Source organism: Pseudodesulfovibrio pelocollis (assembly GCF_030282845.1).
Taxonomy (GTDB): domain Bacteria; phylum Desulfobacterota; class Desulfovibrionia; order Desulfovibrionales; family Desulfovibrionaceae; genus Pseudodesulfovibrio; species Pseudodesulfovibrio pelocollis.
The window spans coordinates 20,202-37,910 of sequence record NZ_JASTWE010000014.1; the positions used below are offsets into that span (position 1 = coordinate 20,202).

At 67.8% G+C, this 17,709-nt stretch carries 10 protein-coding genes; 5 read left to right on the forward strand and 5 right to left on the reverse strand.

Annotation, left to right across the window (positions count from 1 at the left end; translation table 11 throughout):
* Positions 1 to 65 precede the first annotated feature (65 nt).
* The 4 genes from QQS14_RS06875 to QQS14_RS06890 all read left to right on the forward strand — a co-directional run bounded on the left by QQS14_RS06875 (position 66) and on the right by QQS14_RS06890 (position 5,587).
* A complete protein-coding gene (locus QQS14_RS06875) occupies positions 66 to 1,523 on the forward strand; it encodes a HAMP domain-containing sensor histidine kinase (RefSeq protein ID WP_285906231.1) in 1,458 nt (485 codons plus the stop codon).
* On the forward strand, positions 1,520 to 2,899 hold the full coding sequence (locus QQS14_RS06880; RefSeq protein WP_285906232.1) for a sigma-54-dependent transcriptional regulator: 1,380 nt from the start codon (positions 1,520 to 1,522) through the stop codon (positions 2,897 to 2,899). The genes QQS14_RS06875 and QQS14_RS06880 overlap by 4 nt, the downstream gene beginning before the upstream one ends.
* Positions 2,900 to 3,021: 122 nt before the next feature.
* The gene (locus tag QQS14_RS06885) at positions 3,022 to 3,978 is read left to right on the forward strand and encodes a chemotaxis protein CheV (protein WP_285906233.1); all 957 of its coding nucleotides are present in this window, start codon (positions 3,022 to 3,024) and stop codon (positions 3,976 to 3,978) included.
* 25 nt (positions 3,979 to 4,003) lie between these two features.
* The gene (locus QQS14_RS06890; protein ID WP_285906234.1) at positions 4,004 to 5,587 is read left to right on the forward strand and encodes a DUF885 family protein; all 1,584 of its coding nucleotides are present in this window, start codon (positions 4,004 to 4,006) and stop codon (positions 5,585 to 5,587) included.
* 119 nt (positions 5,588 to 5,706) lie between these two features.
* Here QQS14_RS06890 and QQS14_RS06895 read toward each other — a convergent pair whose 3' ends face one another.
* From QQS14_RS06895 to QQS14_RS06915, 5 genes are all read right to left on the reverse strand, one after another.
* Positions 5,707 to 7,440, reverse strand: coding sequence for an HD domain-containing phosphohydrolase (locus QQS14_RS06895; protein WP_285906235.1), 1,734 nt, complete (start codon positions 7,438 to 7,440; stop codon positions 5,707 to 5,709).
* A 15-nt stretch (positions 7,441 to 7,455) separates the two neighbouring features.
* Complete coding sequence (locus tag QQS14_RS06900) at positions 7,456 to 7,836, reverse strand: response regulator transcription factor (protein ID WP_285906236.1); 381 nt, start codon at positions 7,834 to 7,836, stop codon at positions 7,456 to 7,458.
* A 110-nt stretch (positions 7,837 to 7,946) separates the two neighbouring features.
* Positions 7,947 to 10,469, reverse strand: coding sequence for an ATP-binding protein (locus QQS14_RS06905; protein WP_285906237.1), 2,523 nt, complete (start codon positions 10,467 to 10,469; stop codon positions 7,947 to 7,949).
* Positions 10,466 to 11,746: an ABC transporter substrate-binding protein gene (locus tag QQS14_RS06910; RefSeq protein ID WP_285906238.1), complete on the reverse strand. Its 1,281-nt coding sequence runs from the start codon at positions 11,744 to 11,746 to the stop codon at positions 10,466 to 10,468. Before QQS14_RS06910 ends, QQS14_RS06905 begins: the two co-directional genes overlap by 4 nt.
* Positions 11,747 to 11,868: 122 nt before the next feature.
* Positions 11,869 to 14,589: an ATP-binding protein gene (locus QQS14_RS06915; RefSeq protein WP_285906239.1), complete on the reverse strand. Its 2,721-nt coding sequence runs from the start codon at positions 14,587 to 14,589 to the stop codon at positions 11,869 to 11,871.
* Between the two features lie 288 nt (positions 14,590 to 14,877).
* Between QQS14_RS06915 and QQS14_RS06920 the strand changes: the two genes are divergently transcribed.
* Positions 14,878 to 17,703 carry an SIS domain-containing protein gene (locus tag QQS14_RS06920; RefSeq protein WP_285906240.1) on the forward strand — a complete coding sequence of 942 codons (2,826 nt, stop codon included), beginning with the start codon at positions 14,878 to 14,880 and terminating at the stop codon, positions 17,701 to 17,703.
* Positions 17,704 to 17,709 lie beyond the last annotated feature (6 nt).

Below are 17,709 nucleotides of genomic sequence, written 5' to 3' on the forward strand. Positions count from 1 at the left end.
GCCGCGCACCCCGGTTCGCCGCGGTCGGCGGCCTTATCCGTGCTCCTCGCCCACACCCACACCCCATGAAGAAGAGACGCGGCCCCTCTCTTGCGACCAAACTTTTGCTCTGGTCCTGCGCCCTCATCGTCGTCTTCGTGACCACCACCGCCTATCTTCTGCTCCAGGTGCGGCGCGACGCCGAGACGGCCAGCCGCATCGTCAGCGTCAACCATGATCTCGATTCGGCCATCCAGCGCATGTTGGAGAGGCTCAAGGGCGTGCAGGACAACATCCGCCGCTACCGGCTCATGGGCAATCAGGAGGCCGTGCGCTTCATTATCGAGGATCTGACCCGGTTCGGTGAGATTCTGGACGCCACCCTGGCCCGGCATCCGCACTACGCGGCGGACTGGCTGCCCCTGAGGAGCGAATTCGAAATCACCCTGACCCCGGCCGAGGCCCCGGGCGATACCCTGGCCCCGGACGCCACGGTCCGCGAGTGGTCGGACACCCTCGGCCACAGCCTGCTCGAAAACCAGATCGACACCGAGCGCGCCCTGATCCGGCTCCATCTCTCGGGCCAGCGCGCGGCAGACATCGGCCTGTATGGACTCATCGCCAGCCTGGCTCTGGGCGTGGGGGGCAGCCTGACCCTGGCCTGGCACCTCAACCGCTCCCTCTCCGAAGTGCGGCGCGGCCTGCGCGGCCTGGGCCACGGCGGCGAGGTGCGCGACGTGCGGGTGCTCTCCGGCGACGAACTGGGCGAGCTGGCCCGGGCCTTCAACGCCATGGCCGCCCGACTGCGGCGCGAGGAGCGCATGCGCGCCGACTTCGTGGCCATGCTCAGCCACGAGATTCGCACCCCCCTGACCAGCATCCGCGAGGCCGTGGACATGGTGGGCGCCGGGACCTTTGGCGAGGTCAACGAGCGCCAGCGCCGGTTCCTTGACATCGCGGAAAAGGAATCGGTGCGCCTTACGGAGTTGCTGACCCGGCTCATGACCGTCTCGCGTCTGGAATCCGGGGCCATGGACTTGTCGCATGAACCCACGGACTGCGCCGGGCTGGTGGCCTCGGCCATGGAGCGGCTGGCGCCCACGGCCCGGGCCAGGGACATCACCCTGGCCGCGGACCTGCCCGGCGCGCCGGTCCGCTGCCTGTGCGACCCGAGCCATGTGCAGCAGGTGTTGCTCAACCTCGTGGGCAACGCCATCAAGTTCGGCCCGCCGGGCACGACAGTGACCATCGGGCTGGCCGCCGGTCCGCCCGCATACCCCGCTGAAGTCGCCTTCCGCGTGACCGATGCCGGGCCGGGCATTCCCGAGGCGGAGCAGGAACTGGTTTTTCTCAAATACTACCGCGAGCCCGGGGTGCGCGACAGCGTGGACGGCGCGGGCCTGGGGCTGGCCATCGCCCGGCGCATCGTCGAGGCCCACGGCGGACGCATGACCCTTGAGAGCGAACCCGGCCAAGGCTCCACCTTTGGCTTCATCCTGCCCATGGACGGGCCTCCGGCCCAATCCCGCAAGGAATCCGCATGACCGACACCCGCATCCCGACCATCCTGGTGGTGGACGACGACGAGACCATCCTGGAAGTGCTGGAGGCGCGGCTCCTCTCGGCCGGGCTGAGCCCGCTCCTGGCCGACCGGGCCGAGACCGCCCTGGAGATGCTGGCCTGCGAGCCGGTGGACCTCGTGGTCTCGGACGTGAAGATGCCGGGCATGGGCGGCCACGGGTTGCTGCGCGAAGTGCTCTCCCACTGGCCGCACATTCCGGTGATCATGCTCACGGCCCACGGCACCATCCCGGAAGCCGTGGACTCCATCCAGGCCGGGGCGGCCGACTATCTGACCAAGCCCTTTGACGGCAAGGAGCTGGTGCGCCGCATCCGGGCCATCCTCGACGCCGCCCCGACAGAAGGCCAGCCTGGGCGCGCCGCCCACCCGGCACCCCGCGACACGCTCCGGGCCTCGGCCGACATCTGGGGCGGCGAGGCCCCGGCCATGGCCCGCTTCCTGACCCTGCTGGAGCGCGTGGCCCGGTCCACGGCCGGGGTGCTGCTGCTTGGCGAATCAGGCACGGGCAAGGAGCTGGCCGCGCGCTACCTGCACCGGGCCAGCCCCAGGGCCGACGGCCCCCTGGTGGTGGTGGACTGCGGCTCCACCCAGCCCAGCCTGCTCGAAAGCGAGCTGTTCGGCCACGTCAAGGGTTCCTTCACCCACGCGGTCAGGGACAAGCGGGGCCTCATCGAGGAGGCGGACGGCGGCACCCTGTTCCTGGACGAGATCGGCAACATCTCGCCCGAGATGCAGACCCGGCTGCTGCGCTTTCTTCAGGAGGGCACCATCCGCCGGGTGGGCGACACCCGGGAGCGGACCGTGTCCTGCCGGGTGGTGGCGGCCACCAACGCGGACCTGGCGGCCCGGGTTCGCGACGGACGGTTCCGGGAGGACCTCTACTACCGGCTCAAGGTGATCACCCTGACCATCCCGCCCCTGCGTCAGCGGGTGGAGGACATCCCGCTCCTGGCCGAGCGGCTTGTGGAGGCCCTGTGCCGCGAGCAGGGACGCCCGGCCCCACGCCTCTCGGCCCGGGCCATGGACCGGCTCACGGCCCACCCCTGGCCTGGCAATGTCCGGGAACTCAAGCACGCCCTGGAGGCCGCCCTGGTCTTCTGCCCGGAAGACGAGATCGGCCCCGACGACATCCAGCTGGAACCTCCGGCATCCAACGAGGCCCCGGGGGCGACCCCGGACGCGGCCCTGTCCCTGGAGGAGAGCGAAAAACGGGCCATCATCGACGCCCTCAAGCGCCACGGCGGCGTCAGAAAGGACGCGGCCGACGCCCTGGGCATCAGCCGCCGTGCCATGCATTACAAGATCAGGAAGTACGGCATCGGCCCCGGACACGGTTGAGTTGCATTATTATCTGCCGGTCGGCCCCGCCCGCGCACTTGCAAGGGGGGAGTCGCATGGTATAAGGGTGGTGGCTCGGCTCGCAGACCAACACCACGTGATTTTCCCTGGAGACCCCTTTCATGGCCGAAACCAAGATCCTGCTCGAATCCGGCACCAACGAGGTCGAGATCGTCGAGTTCTACCTCGACGAGGCGCGCCCTGTGGGCAGGTACAGGGGCTACTACGGCATCAACGTGGCCAAGGTGCTGGAAATCCTCCAGCAGCCGGAACTCACGGACATGCCCGAGGTCTCGCACCCGGCCGTGCTCGGCGCCTTCAACCTGCGCCAGGAGATCATCCCGCTGGTGGACCTGGCCGCGTGGCTGGGCAAGAAGCGCGATGAAAGCGAGCCGCCCAAGATCATCGTGACCGAGTTCAACCGCACCAAGAGCGCCTTCCTGGTCTCGGGCGTCACGCGCATCCACCGCATCAGTTGGAGCCAGGTGGAGGCGCCCACGGGCTACGTCTCCTCCCTCTCGGTCAACTCCATAACCGGCGTGGTCAAGTTCTCCGGCCGCATCGTCTTCATCCTGGACATGGAAAAGATTTGCGCGGACCTCAACCCGGACGCGCCGCCCATCCCGGAGCCGACCGAGGCGATGCGCAAGGAGATAGGCAGCCGCCACGTCAAGGCGCTGGTGGCCGACGACTCGACCATGGCCCGCAAGATGATCGCAGGCATCCTGGAGAAGGCCGGATTCACCGTCCATCAGGTGGAAAACGGCGACCTGGCCTGGCGCTACCTGACCAATGCCCGGCGTAGCGCGGCCGAGCGCGGCCAGCCCCTCTCCGACTATGTGGACGTGGTGGTCTCGGATATCGAGATGCCGGTCATGGACGGCCACAGCCTGACCCGGTACATCAAGGAAGAGCCTGCCTTCAGGGACCTGCCCGTGGTCCTGTGCTCGTCCATCATCACCGAAACTCTCCACCACAAGGGCGTGGCCGTGGGGGCCGACGACCAGATTTCCAAGGCCGAACTCGGGGAACTCGTCCCCAGGATATTCCGCCTGCTCAGGCAGCCCGACCGGGGCTAGCCCCCACCCCAACCCGGACCCCTCAATGAAGATCAAATCCGCCGATGCCTTTTTCTCGTATCTTGGCAAGCACTTTCCGGTCATGTGCGCGTCCGGGGCGTTCCCCCTCATGCCGCCCGTGGCCGCCTCGGCCGACTGGCTCGACCGGTTTGACGATCTCTCCCGCCGGTCCATTGCCAAGCATGTGGGCAAGCTCAACGGATTCCGCAAGGACTTCGAGACCGCCGCAGCCAAGGCCGCCCCGCCCGAACGCGGGGTGCTGCTCGCCCTGGCCCGGTCCGCGGCCTGCGCCATCACCGAGCTTGACCGGGTACGAAGCTGGGAAAAATCGCCCGAACTCTTTCTGCTGGTGGCCTTCACCGGCCTGGAGCAGGCCGTGGACCTGCCGAGCAAGACCCCGGCCGCGCGCGAAAAACGCTTTCTCAAACGGCTCAAGGCGATCCCCTCCCTGCTCGCCCTGGCCCCGGACGCCATCGAGACCGTGGACCACGCCGCCCGCGCCCGCAGCCAGACCATGATCCGCGACTGCGCCAGATACGTGACCGGCCTGACCGAGACCGACCTGGGCAGGACGGGCAAGGCCGCACGGCTGCTGGACGAATGTCTGCACGCCCTCAGGGATTTCGACCGCTTCGTGGCCTCCAGGCCCGAACCGGCCGATGCCGACGGCCCGTCCTTTGCCCACATGGCCGAGGGGCTCATCGACACCGAGCGCTCTGCCGAAAGCATATACGCCATCGCCGAGGCGGAATTCACCCGCCGGACCGAATGCCTGCGGGCGCTGGAAGCGCAGATTGGCAAGGGCTGGCAAGAGGCCCTGGCCGGATACGACGGCCCGGCCGATGCAGCCACTGACCCCATGGATGCCGTGGTCCGGGAGATTCACCGCCTGCGCGCCTTCACCCTGGACACGGCCCTGCCCGGCGTGTTTCGCGACAGCGGGCTGCGCGTCGATCCCCAGCCCACGCACATGGCCTCCACCCTGCGCCCCATCCACTACGACCCGGCTCTGGGCGCGTGGCCCGACGAGCCGTCGCGCTGCTACGTCAGCCCCCTGATGTTCGCCGGTCGCGGCTTCCGCGACGACCCGGCCAGGCTGGCCCGGATGCGGCGCGAGTATGTGTTCATGACCGCCCGGCAGACCTATCCGGGCCGCCACCTGCTCAATTCGATGCGCCGCGCCCTGGACGGCTCGCCCCTGTCGCAGATCACCAACCCGCTGTTCATGGCGGGCTGGTTCGCCTTTGCCGAGGACCTGCTGGACGAACTGGGCTATATCTCGTCCCCCCTGGACAGGATGGTCCTCCACCACCGGGGGCTGCGCCGGGCCGGGCTGGCCATGATCGACGCAGGGCTGGCCACGGGCTCGCTGGACCAGGACCGGTGCATGGCCATCCTGGCCGACTCGGGCCTCTCGCGCGATGAGGCCCTGGAACAGGTGCTGGCCATCCGCATGGCCCCCACCAGCCGGGTCATGCCCGTGCTCGGCCTGCACGAACTCAATGCCCTGCGCAGGAACTCCGGCCTGGAGCTGGGGCAGTTCTGCGCGGCGGTGTTCGCTCAGGGCCAGCTGCCCTTCCCGGCCCTGGCCGAGCGCCTCGCCCCCTGACCGGGCAACCCGCCCGCGCCTCCTTCACGCAAATGATGCGGCAGCCGCGTCGGCCTGCTCAGGCCAGCGCGATTTTCGTGCGCCATAAATCCGGCGCGTGCAGCAGCCTGAAGGCGGGCTCAGAGGGTGGCGAATCTGCCGATTTCGGAGAGGTGGGTGACGCGGGCGAACCTGACCCGGGCCGACAGGGCCTCGATGCGGGCCACATGGGCGCGGAAGAAGGTCACCAGGGCGTGGTCGAGCTTGCCCTGCTCGGCCTCGCGGTCGAGAATCCTGAGGGCCTCGCTGCGGGTGAAGGCGGGCTTGTAGTGCCGCTCCTGAGTCACGGCGTCGTAGATGTCCACGATGGCCATGATCCGACTCTGGACGAGGATGTCGTCTCCTTCCAGCCGGTCCGGGTAGCCGCTGCCGTCCATGCGCTCGTGGTGCTGGCGGATGATGGTCAGCATGTTGGCGTATCCCTCGTGCAGGGGGATGTGCTGGAGAATGCGCTCGCTCTCGGCCGGGTGGCGCTGGATTTCCATGCGCTCGTCATGGGTCAGATTGCCGTATTCGAGCAGCAGGGCGTCCAGCTCGTCGTCATAGAGCAGGGGCAGTTGCTCGCCCCCCCAGTGCATGGCCCCCAGCTGCCGGACATACTCCAGGTCGTCCTGGTCCGGGTTCATGGCCGTGTTGATGGCGCGCACCCGCTCATAGGCCTCGGCCCAGGCGAAGTCCGAGGTCAGGCCGTGCTGCCGGAACCGGGCGCGCACCACCTGCATGCGCCGCTCCGGCAGGCGCGAGTCCTTGGTCAGCACGTCTTCCTTGATGCCTATCTTGCCCACATCGTGCAGGATGCCCGCATAGTAGATCTCGCGCAGCTCCTGATCGTTGAACCGCACGCCGCAGGCCCCGCCCTCGCCCAGCAGGTAGGCAAAGGCCACGGCCAGATGGGCCACCCGCTCGGAATGACCGGCGGTATAGGGATCGCGCGAGTCGATGGCTTCGGCCAGCGCCTTGAGGATGGCGTTCATCAGGGTCTGCACGCCCTCGAAATTGAAGGCGTTGCTCACCGAGATGCCCGTGACCGAGGCCAGAGTGGACAGGCTCTTGCGATGGGCTGCCTCGAACACCCCTGGCGTGGCCGAGGCCAGGACCAGCATGCCCTCGCACCGGTTGGGCGACAGGAGCGGGATCAGGAGCATGGACGCGACACCGACCATCTCGCCATGCCAGCGGCAATCCCCGGCCAGGTCGTTGACTATCTCGCCGCGCCCTTTCTGGGCCACCTGGGTGAGCAGTTCGCACTCGGCCAGACCCTGGAGGTCGGCCCCGGAGGAAAAGCCGAACTGGGCCGCCAGCCGCAGCCTGCCGCTGCCCGGCTCGCACAGGAAGACCATGCCCATCTCGCCGGGATAGTTCTCCCGGCGGCACTCGTCCATGAGCGCCCCCACCACGTCGCGCATGCGCAGGGAACTGTTGATGACCGGAACCAGCCGATGCAGCAGAGCCAGCTCGCGGTATTTGGCCAGCGCCTCGTCCGCGATGGAGCGGCGGGCGCGGCCCATGTCGATGAATTCCTGGATGGTGTAGGCTGCGAAATCGAGCAGCCGCCGAGCCTCGCCGATGCGGCCCGCTTCGGCGGGCATGCGCAGCCTGAGTTCGCCGTCCGGCCCTTCGCCAAGACGCAGCGGTGCACGCAGCACGTCCGGGTCGGACCTGTCGAACACGGCCGGGTCCTGGCTGCCCTCGGACGCCAACACCTTGCCCCCGTGGACCAGGGCCAGGGGGCAACGCTCCCCGGTCAGCTCGAAGGCCTTGCGCAGCAGCGTGCGCAGCGCCCCGGGGCGGATGAATTTCTTGAGTGGAGTCATGGGGTCGAATTCGGTCTACAGCCCCAGCATATCCTTGGATACCTTGAGAATTTCGTCTGGGTCAAAGGGCTTGGTCATGTACATCTTGGCTCCCAGTTCAAGCCCCTGCTTGCGGTCCACCTCCTGTCCCTTGGCCGTGAGCAGGATGATCTTGACGTCACGCAGGCCCTCGTCCTCCATGACGATGCGACAGACCTCGTACCCGTTCATCTTGGGCATCATGATGTCCAGAAAGACGAGGTCCGGGTGCTCGCCGCGAATGAAGGCCAAGCCCTCCTCGCCGTCCGAGGCCGTGAACAGTTCCACATCGTACTCGTCCTCCAGCTCTTCGAGGGTCTGCTCAAGAAGCATCTTGATGTGTACCTCGTCATCGACAATGAGGATCTTCTTGGCCATGTCGCAACTCCTTGGAAACCTGAGTGGAATTATTTACCCCGACAGCCGCAGGGCGGGCCTTTCGGGTTCCAGCCGCATCCTAAGCCGTCCTGGCGGCGGCGGCAACCCCGTTATATTGTTTTTCCCCGCCCGGTTCGCGCGGGCATGATGATCACCGTCACTCCGGGTACCCGCGCGAGTAGATCGACGTCGATCCCCTCGGCCAGTTCGGCCGGAATCAGGACCAGCCCGCGAAACCCGCGCTCCACATGGCTCCATATCCGCTGCGGCGGGCAGAAGGTCGTATCGTCAGGACAGAAGACGGTCAGCCCTTCCACGGTGACGTCATCGAGATCGCCGAGCACGAGGCAGGAGTGGCGCACATCCTTCCTGAGCAGCAGGGCGCGCACCACCTCCACCAGCCGCCGGTCGTCCACCGGTTTGGTCAGGGACAGGTCGCAGCCCGGGGTCGCGGTGTCGCTAAGGGCCGAGAGGACCAGGACCGGGATGTGCCGCGTGAAGGGGTTGTGGCGCAGGCAGCGGATGGCGGTGCGGCCGTCCATGCCCGGCATCATCAGGTCCATGGTGATCAGGCTGGGCATGTGGTCCCTGGCCATGACCACGGCCTGTTCGCCGTCCGCGGCCACCATGACCCGGAACCCGTTGCCCTCGAAAAGTTCGGTGAAATAGGCCCCGAGGATGGGGTCGTCGTCCACCACCAGAATGAGCGGAGGCAGATTGCGCTCCTCGGGCAGGCGCATGAGCATGGCCGAATCCGGCTCGGGCAGCATGGCCCGGCAGGCGTCGTCGATGTCGCCGGTGCCAGCCCGGGCCACCAGGGCCGGGATGGTGAAGAAAAAGACGCTGCCCTCCCCCACCTCGCTCTCGACCCAGATGCGGCCGCCGTGGCGCTCCACGATCTGGCGGCAGATGGGCAGGCCCAGGCCCGTGCCCGAGGGCTTCTCGGTCAGGGTGTCGCCCACCTGCTTGAACTTGTCGAATATCTCGTCCATGGCCGAGGCCGGGATGCCGGGGCCATGGTCGGCCACGGACACGAGCACGTCGGCGCGGTCCAGATGCGCCCGGCAGGTCACCGGCCCGCGCGGGGCGAACTTGACCGCGTTGGAGATGAGGTTGACCAGCACCTGGACCAGCCGGGAATGGTCGCCGCGCACCGGCGGCAGGTCGTCCTCCATCTCGATGACCACCTCGATGCCCTTGGCGCTCCACAGCCCACGGGTGGCGTCCGCAGCCTGATGCATGACATCGCCCATGAACACGGCCCTGTCGTGCCAGACGATCTTCCCGGCCTCCATCTTGGCGATGTCGAGGACGTCGTTGATCAGGTCCGTCAGCCGCCGGGCCTCGGTGACGATGATGTCCACGTTGTCCGCCACCTGGACGGCCACCCGTCTGGCCTCGGGATTGTCGCCAAGGGCGGGCAGCACTGCGGAATCGAGCTTCTTGCCGATGAGCCGGGCAAAGCCGAGGATGGAGGTCATGGGCGTGCGCAACTCGTGGGACACGGTGGAGATGAAATCCGTCTTGAGCTGGTCCAGGGCCTTCTCGCGGGTGACGTCGCGCACGAGCACCACCCCGCCGAGGCAGCGGGCCACGGGGGCGGCCACCATGATGGAAGAGCCCACGGCCATGCCGATGCGCCCCTCGGCCAGGGGAATCTCGGCCGACTGGATGACCCCTTCGCAACTGCGGATGGCCCGGGCCAGGTCCGATACCTCCACCGGAAACACGTCGGCCGCCGAAAAACCCGAGTAGTCCTTGTCGCCCAGGCCGAAGAACTCCCGCATGGCCGGGTTGACCACGGACACGGCCCCGGTGGGGCTGACCACCAGGAGGCCGTCGGCCAGGTTGTCGATGATGGCCGAGAGGTAGACCATGTGCTCGCGCAGTTCGCCCGTGGCCTTGTTCACCTCGGATTCCATGTCCGTGAAGAGCCGGGCCAACTCGCGGGCCATGGCGCGCATGGTCCGACCCAGGTGTCCCACCTCGTCGCGCGAGGTCAGCTCGATGTCGGCCGTGAAATCGCGCGAGGCCAGCCGGTCCGCGTACTCGGTCAGCTGCTGCAACGGCCGCGAGATGCGCCGGGTGACCACGAAGAGCACGCCCACGCAGACCAGCAGGGCGACGAAGAGCAGCGCCTGCATCCTGATCACCGTGGCCCAGAAATATCGCATGATCAGTTCCTTGCTCATGCCCACATGCACATACCCGGCCACCCCGGCCAGGACCGGCGCGCCCACGTCGATGACGCGGCCGAGGGACTCCACGGTCATCCCGACCACCCGCACGCCGTCTTCGGGCTCGGCCAGGGTGGCCAGCCTGGCTGGCATCTCGGGCACAAAGGTGTGCGAGACCACGATCCGGTCGGCATCGCGCACAAAGACGTAGGCCACGCCCTCGATCTCCAGGTACTGGTCGATCATGGCCTGCACCGTGGCCGCGTCGCGATTGAGCAGGATGTCCTGGCTGGCTCCGGCGATGGACTGGGCGATGGCAGTGCCCTTGCTCACATACTCCGCCACCATCCGGTCATGGAGCATGTACGCGGCCAGGGCGGACGTGAGCAGGGCGACGACCCCGAAGAGGACCACCGCGAGGATGCCGGTCTTCTTGAAGATGGAGAGGCTTCTCATTGGCGCCACGCCTCCCAGCGGGCCTCGCCCACGGGCACGAAGGCTCCCTGCTCCACGGTGGTGAAGTACACGCGGTCAAGCCCCTGGCGCCTGTCCGGCCCGAAGCTGACAGGCACGTCGATGCCAAGGTCCATCTCCCTGACCGATTCGGCCGCGCCCACAAGACCGAGAGCCGGGTTCTCGTCCAAAACTCGCAGCACCTGGGCCATGACCACGGCATTGAGATAGCCCTCGAACCCTGCGAAGCTGTAGCGGGAGGGCGCGGGGCACGGTCCGGCCCCTTCCGGCGGCCCGGGGTTCACGGCGTCCATGGCTCGGCGGTATTCGCGCACGGCGGGCAGGCTCATGTCCTCGTAGCACGGCACCACCTGGGAATTGACCAGATCGCCGGTATAGTCGCGGCCGCGCTCCCGGCCCAGCAACGCGAGCAGATCGAGCATGTTCTCGCTGCCCACGAAGGAGAGATTGGCGATGGGCACGTCAAGCCCGGCGTCGCGGGCGTCGCGAATGAAGGCCGCGCTCGGGGCGTAGGTGCCCACGGCGATGACGGCGTCGGGCCGCGAGCGGGCCAGGATGCGCACCTGTTCGTCCATGGAGGCGTCGAACCCGGCACCGCGCCGGTAGGTGGCCTCGCCCGCCATGGCCAGCCCGTGGGCGGCCAGGGCCCGGCGCACGCCGTCCCAGCCGCTGCGGCCATAGGCGTCGGCCTGATAGAGGATGGCGATCCGCTTGCGGCCAAGGGAGACGAACCGGTCCACCAGCCCGGCCACCTCCTGGCGGTAGGAGGCGCGCAGGTTGAAAACGTTGCGGCTGTGGGGCGGCTCGCGCTGGGGCTGGGCCCCGGTGAAGGGAAAGAAGAGCGGCTTGGCCGTGCCCGCACCGCCGCCCAGGAGCGGCAGGATGCGCGTCACCGTGGGCGTGCCCACATACCCGTACAGGCACAGGACATCGCCCCGGCGCATGAGATCGATGGTGTTTCGGATGGCCGGTTCCGGCTGATAGCCGTCGTCGAGGGTGACGAGGACCACGGGCCTGCCATTGATGCCCCCGTTTCTGTTGAGCTGGGTAAAATAGGCCACGGAGCCTCGATACAACTCCACCCCCAGGCCCCGGCTCTGTCCGCTGAAATCGGCCGACATGCCGAGCACGTAGCTTCCCGCGCCACCTGCCAGCGGCTCGGCGCGCGCCGGGCCGACACCCCACACGGCGCAGAGCGCAAGCAGCAGAAGCGCAATGCCCCGCCCCCCTGCGGGCGTCATGGCGTAACAGCGTCTCATGTTCCTCCGGCCCTGGCCGCGCAGCAGGATGCCACGCAGCACTCGGATGGCCCATCTGGCTACCATGTTACAGCGGATATGAGAAGTCGTTTGTATCCGGCAATCCACCGGCCTGCCGGGAATCAGCCGGAATGGGTTCCCTTGGCCGGGGTGTCGGCCGGGGTGTCAGGAAGAAGCAGCACCTGGACAGAGCCCATACCGCACAGGCGCGGCAGGTCCAGGGAATCGGCCATGGCCTCGGGCACCACCACGGTCCCCTCGAAGCCGTCGCCGAGCATGGCCCACAGCTCGTCCACCGAGCAGCGGGTGACGCTCTCGCCACACAGGCCGGGCAGGCGGCATGTCCCGGGCCCGGCCGCGCCGCCAAGGGCCAGGACCGGGCGCGGCGCGGCGCTGTCACCGATGAGGGCGTGAACCGCGCCGATGAAGGCGTCCGCGTTGACCGGCTTGATCAGGGTGGCGTCGCCGCCCGCGTCGTGGCACGCATCCATCACCGAGACCACGAGGATCGGGATGTCGGCCAGACGGCCGTCCCTGCGCAGGGCGCGGATGGCCTCCCGGCCGCCCATGCCGGGCATGAGGATGTCCATGGAGATCAGGGCGGGCCTGCGCCGGGCGGCCAGGACCAGCGCCTGCTCGCCGTCGCAGGCGGCGTGAACGCCGTAGCCCTCCCGCTTGAGCAGCATGGAGAGGTAGTCCCGGGTGGCCGGGTCGTCGTCCACCACCAGCACCAGGGGCCTGTCGCTGGGATCGGCCGGGGGCAGGGTCACGTTCATGATTGTGCCGCGCCCCAGCCGGGATTCCGCCCAGATCCGGCCCTGATAATGCTCGATGATCTGGCGGGAGATAGCCAGCCCCAGTCCGGTGCCCGAGGGTTTCTCGGTCAGGGTGTCGCCCCTGTGCGCCTGATGGAACTTGTCGAAAATCTGCTCGATATCCCGCCGCCTGATGCCCCGGCCCGTGTCCTCCACCCGCAGCCGGACCATGCCCTGGCCGTCGAGATAGAGATCAACCGCCACCTCGCCGAACTCGGTGAACTTGATGGCGTTGCTCAGCAGGTTCATGAGCACTTGGTGGATGCGGTCCTGATCGGCGTGGACCAGCGGAACCGGGTCCATTCGGCGGATGGTCAGGCGAACCTGGGACTTGGGCGCGAGCAGCCCGCTGGCCGCGCCCACGGCGCGGTTGACGCACCCGGCCAGATTGACCTCGGTAAAACGCCAGTCCTCCCGGCCGGACTCGATGCGGCTCAGGTCGAGCACGTCGTTGATCAACCGGGTCAGCCGCTCGCCCTCGCTGCCGATGATCTCGAGGTTGCTCTGGATGCGCTCGCCAAGCCGCCTGGCCTCCCCGGTGTCGGCCAGGGGCATGAAGACCTTGGTGAAGTCGCGACGGATGATCTTGGAAAAGCCGAGCAGCGAGGTCAGGGGGGTGCGCAGTTCGTGAGAGACCGAGGAGAGAAAGGCGGATTTCAGTTCATCAAGCTCCATGAGCCGCGTGTTGGCCTCGCGCAGCTCCATGGCCTTTTCCACGAGCACCTTGGTCCGCTCCCGCACCAGATCCTCAAGGTTGGAATTCCTGGTGGCCAGCACGTCGGCCGCGCGCTTGCGCTCGGTGATGTCGGTGACCACCACCACGGTCTCGCCCCGGCCGCTGCGATAGGTCTTGATGAGGGCCCAGCGGCCGTCGCTCAAGGGCTCGTCCACGGGCGGCCCCAGGGTACGATGCCGCTCCAGGCGCTCCCGGACCCACGCCTCCTCGCGGCCCATGGCGTTGAGGAAGAGGCCGCTTTCTGCCACATGGCGGCAGACCTCCTCCACGGTGGCTCCGGGCCGAAGCACCCGCTCGGCGCCGCGAAAAAGCTCCTTGGCCATGGTGTTGGCGATGATCAGCCGCTCGCGATGGTCGTAGAGCAGGAACCCCTCGGATATGGCGTCGATGGCCTCCACCAGCCTGTCGCTGGCCATGGCCGCCCGCCCCTCAAGGTCGTTGACCAGGGCGGTGATGCGGTGGGCCATGCCGTTGATGGAGTCTGCCAGCCTGCCAAACTCGTCGTCGCTGTCCACCATGGCCCGGGCTTCGAGGTTGCCGAGGCTCAGTTCCGTGGCCGTGCTGCTCAGGAGCACGACGCTGCGGGCCACCGTGCGGTGGATGACGCTGATGATGCTGGCCGCCAGCATGAGGGCCAGAAGGACCGAGGCAATGAGCATGGAGCGGGCCAGCCCGCTTGACCGGGCTATCTCCTGGTGGGCGTCGCGCGCCCTGTCCGTGGCTGCGGTGGCCATCTGGCGGACCAGGGAGGTCAGCCGCAGGTACTCGCCCTCCATCTCGCCATGGGCTCGGATGAAGGCTTGGTTTTCAACCCCCACGGTTCCCGCGAGGTCCACGACCCTGGTGAAGAGGCTGCCATAGCGCTCAATGGACGCGCTCAGCTCCTCCAGCCGGGCTGCGGTATCGGCCGCGAAGTCGCCCGGCGCGTTGCCGAACCGGCCCATGTCCCGGAGCCACGCGGCATTGCGCCCGGCCTCGCCCAGCCGCTGGGAGAACTCGGGCACATAGACCCGGCGCGCCCCGGCCAGCCCGAGGTCGTTGATACGCTGGCGGAAATCCCGCTCGGCCTGACGCGCCAATTGGAGCCGGGAATCCATCTCCAGGGCCAGCCGCTGCAGGCGCATGGAATCGGCCACGATGTCCCCGGCCTTCTTCTCCAGCACAAAGAGGGAGGCGATACCCACCGCCGCCACGAGCAAGATGAGGACGAGCATGGACCCGAGCGCCGCCGCAAACTTGCGCACGACCCCCATGGAACGCCATCTGGATTCGAAAAAATGAAGAATTTTCATGCCCTTTTGCCCATGCGTCGGCCAACATCCCCACCGCCGGGAACACCACCGCCAACGCAACCTCCCCAAGGCAGCATCACCCGGCGACTGGCAAGTCACCAATGCGTCATCACCCCTAGTCCATATAATAATGGATGTCCAGAGGCCGCCGGAGAGTCGGGCTTGCCAAGGCAGGGCAGGTACAGTAATTCCTAGGACGCGGCCCGGCTACGCCCTGCCCCGCCCCACGCCGGTGGAGCGAGGCACCCCCAGGACCGCCCAATATCTCACCAGGAGTTAACACCGCACATGTGTGGAATCGCCAGCTTTCTCAGCAACAGGCAGTGGACCGGAACCCCTGACACCGCATGGCTCGACCAGGTGGCCGAGGCCTTCGAGCAGGCCCTGTCCGGCCATGACCTCATGGAGGCGGCCGACCCGCTCGCCCAACTGACCGAGCGTTTTTACGACCTGATGGCCTTTGGCCTGCACCTGCGACTGGTGGCCGACCCGGCTACCCGGCAGCGCCTCGAAGCCATCCGCGACGCCATCCGCACCCTGCGCAACGCGGCCGCCGTCAAGCTGGAGCAAGGCCCGCGCACCGATGCCCTCGAAGCCCTGCGCGAGCAGCTCGACGACTACCTCTGGCAGATCGACCAGGAGGTGCTGGCCAACGTGGACCGCACCCTGGCCCTGATGCCGCCCGCCCTGGCTGCCAACCCCGAAGCCAGGGACCACCACTTCCTGGCCTGGGGCATGGAACTGGTCCTCGAATCCATCGACAAGCTCGAAGTGCGCGGCCGCGACTCGGCAGGCGTTGCCGTGGCCTTCATCCTGCCTGCGGACATGGACCCGGAGCTACGCCTTTCCTCCACCCAGAAGGCGGAGTTCTGCGACCGCTGCTCCATCGCCCACGCCGACACCCGCCAGGTGCTGGTGCGCAAGCTCGACGACGGCCGCACCGCCTGCCGCTTCCTCTACAAGGTGGCCCAGCTGGTGGGCCAGCTGGGCGACAACGGCGCGGCCCTGCGCCGGTTCATCGTCGAGGACGAACTGCTCTGGACCATGGCCGAGGGATTCGAGACCCTGAACATCATCGCCCACACCCGCTGGGCTTCCAACGGCATCATCTCCGTGCCCAACTGCCACCCCGTGGACGGGCTGGTGGAGGGCGGCGTGTCCACCGGGCTTGAAAAGACCATGTTCGTGCTCAACGGCGACGTGGACAACTACCGCACCCTGGTGGAGGAGACCGTGGTCTCCAAGGGCGCGTACATCCCGCCCATCATCTCCACCGACGCCAAGATCCTGCCCGTGCTCTTCCACATGGACGCGCCGGAGAACGGCGACGCCGAAGAGCGCTTCCGCAGCGTGCTCACACGGTGCCAAGGCTCCCTGGCCGTGGTCATGCAGAATCTGAGCGACTTCGACAGCCAGTTCCTGGCCCAGAAGGGCAGCGGCCAGAGCTTCTACGTGGGCCGCACCAACGACGGCTGGCTGGTGGCCAGCGAGGCATACGGCATGGCCGCCAGGGCGCGCGCCTCCTACCCCATCGCGGTGCACAGCCATGGCGGGGTCTCGGTCATCCTGCGCGACGACGACCCGGCCGACGCCGTGCCCATGGCCCGGTTCCTCGACTCGGGCGAATCCGTGCCGCTGAAGGCGGAGAAGATCGAGATCTTCTCCCGCGACATCTTCCGCGGCGAGTACAACCACTACATCGAAAAGGAAGTCCACGAGGCGGCCAATTCGGTGCGCAACACCCTGCACGGCAAATATCTCAAGCAGCAGGGGCGCGTGGCCTTCCTGCCTGAGGGGTTCGGCAACGGCCCCGGGCTGGTGGCCCGGTTCACGGCCGCGAGCGTGCCCGTGCGGCGCATCGTGTGCGTGGGCCAGGGCACGGCCGCCGTGGCCGCCATGGCCGTGGCCCGGCTGCTGCGCCGCTCCCTGGCGGGCAGCGACATCGCCATCGAGTCCTACACCGGCAGCGAGCTGGTGGGCTTCATGGGCGATGAGGGCATGGATGACGTGGTCCTGGTCCCGGTCTCCCAGTCCGGCACCACCACGGACACCAACCGCGTGGTGGACCTGTGCCGCGACAGGGGCGCCTGGGTCAACTGCATCGTCAACCGGCGCAACTCGCCCCTGGTCCAGAAATCCGACTCCTACATCTACACCAGCAACGGCCGCGACGTGGAGATGGCCGTGGCCTCCACCAAGGCCTTCTACTCCCAGGTGGCGGCGGGCAAGCTACTCGCCCTGTGGCTGGCCAGCGTGCTCGGCACCATGGACGAGGCCGCCGTGCTGACCGAACTGGAGGCCCTGGAGGGGCTGCCCGCCCACATCGAGCGGGTGCTTGACGGCAAGGAGGCCATCGCCGAGGTGGCCCGGAAATACGCGCCCGTCCACCGCTACTGGGCGCTGGTGGGCAACGGGGCCAACTGCGTGGCCGCCCAGGAGGTGCGCATCAAGCTCTCGGAATTGTGCTACAAGTCCATCCCCTGCGATGTGACCGAGGACAAGAAGCACATCGACCTCTCCACCGAGCCCCTGACCCTGGTCATGGCCAGCGACCTGCCCGAGCTGGTGGTCACGGACACGGTCAAGGAAGTGACCATCTTCAAGGCGCACAACGGCTCGCCCATCGTCTTCTGCGCCGAGGACGAAACCCGGTTCGACGACGTGGCCGAGGCAGTCATCAAGGTGCCCCGCGTGGGCGGCGGGCTGGACTTCCTGACCGAGACCGTGGCCGGGCACTGGTGGGGCATCGCCGCAGCCCAGGCCATAGACGCCCATGCCGAGCCCTTCCGCGCCGCGCGCATCACCTTGGGCGACATGATCGCGGCCCCGGCCACCTGGGACCGCACCCTGGTCCTCAACCAGCTCAACAAATGCGTCGACCGCATCGCCTCGGGCGCCACAGATTCGGCCCTGCCCGCCCGCGTGGCCGCCGCCCTGGCCAACTACATGCTTTGGCTGGTCAACCAATCCCCCTCCATCTGCGCCACCGAGGCCCGGCTGGCCGACATCCTGACCATCCTCAACAAGGCCATCGAGGAAATGACCCGCCCCATCGACACCATCCGCCACCAGGCAAAAACCGTAACAGTGGGCATCAGCAGGCCCCAGGGGTAGGAAATG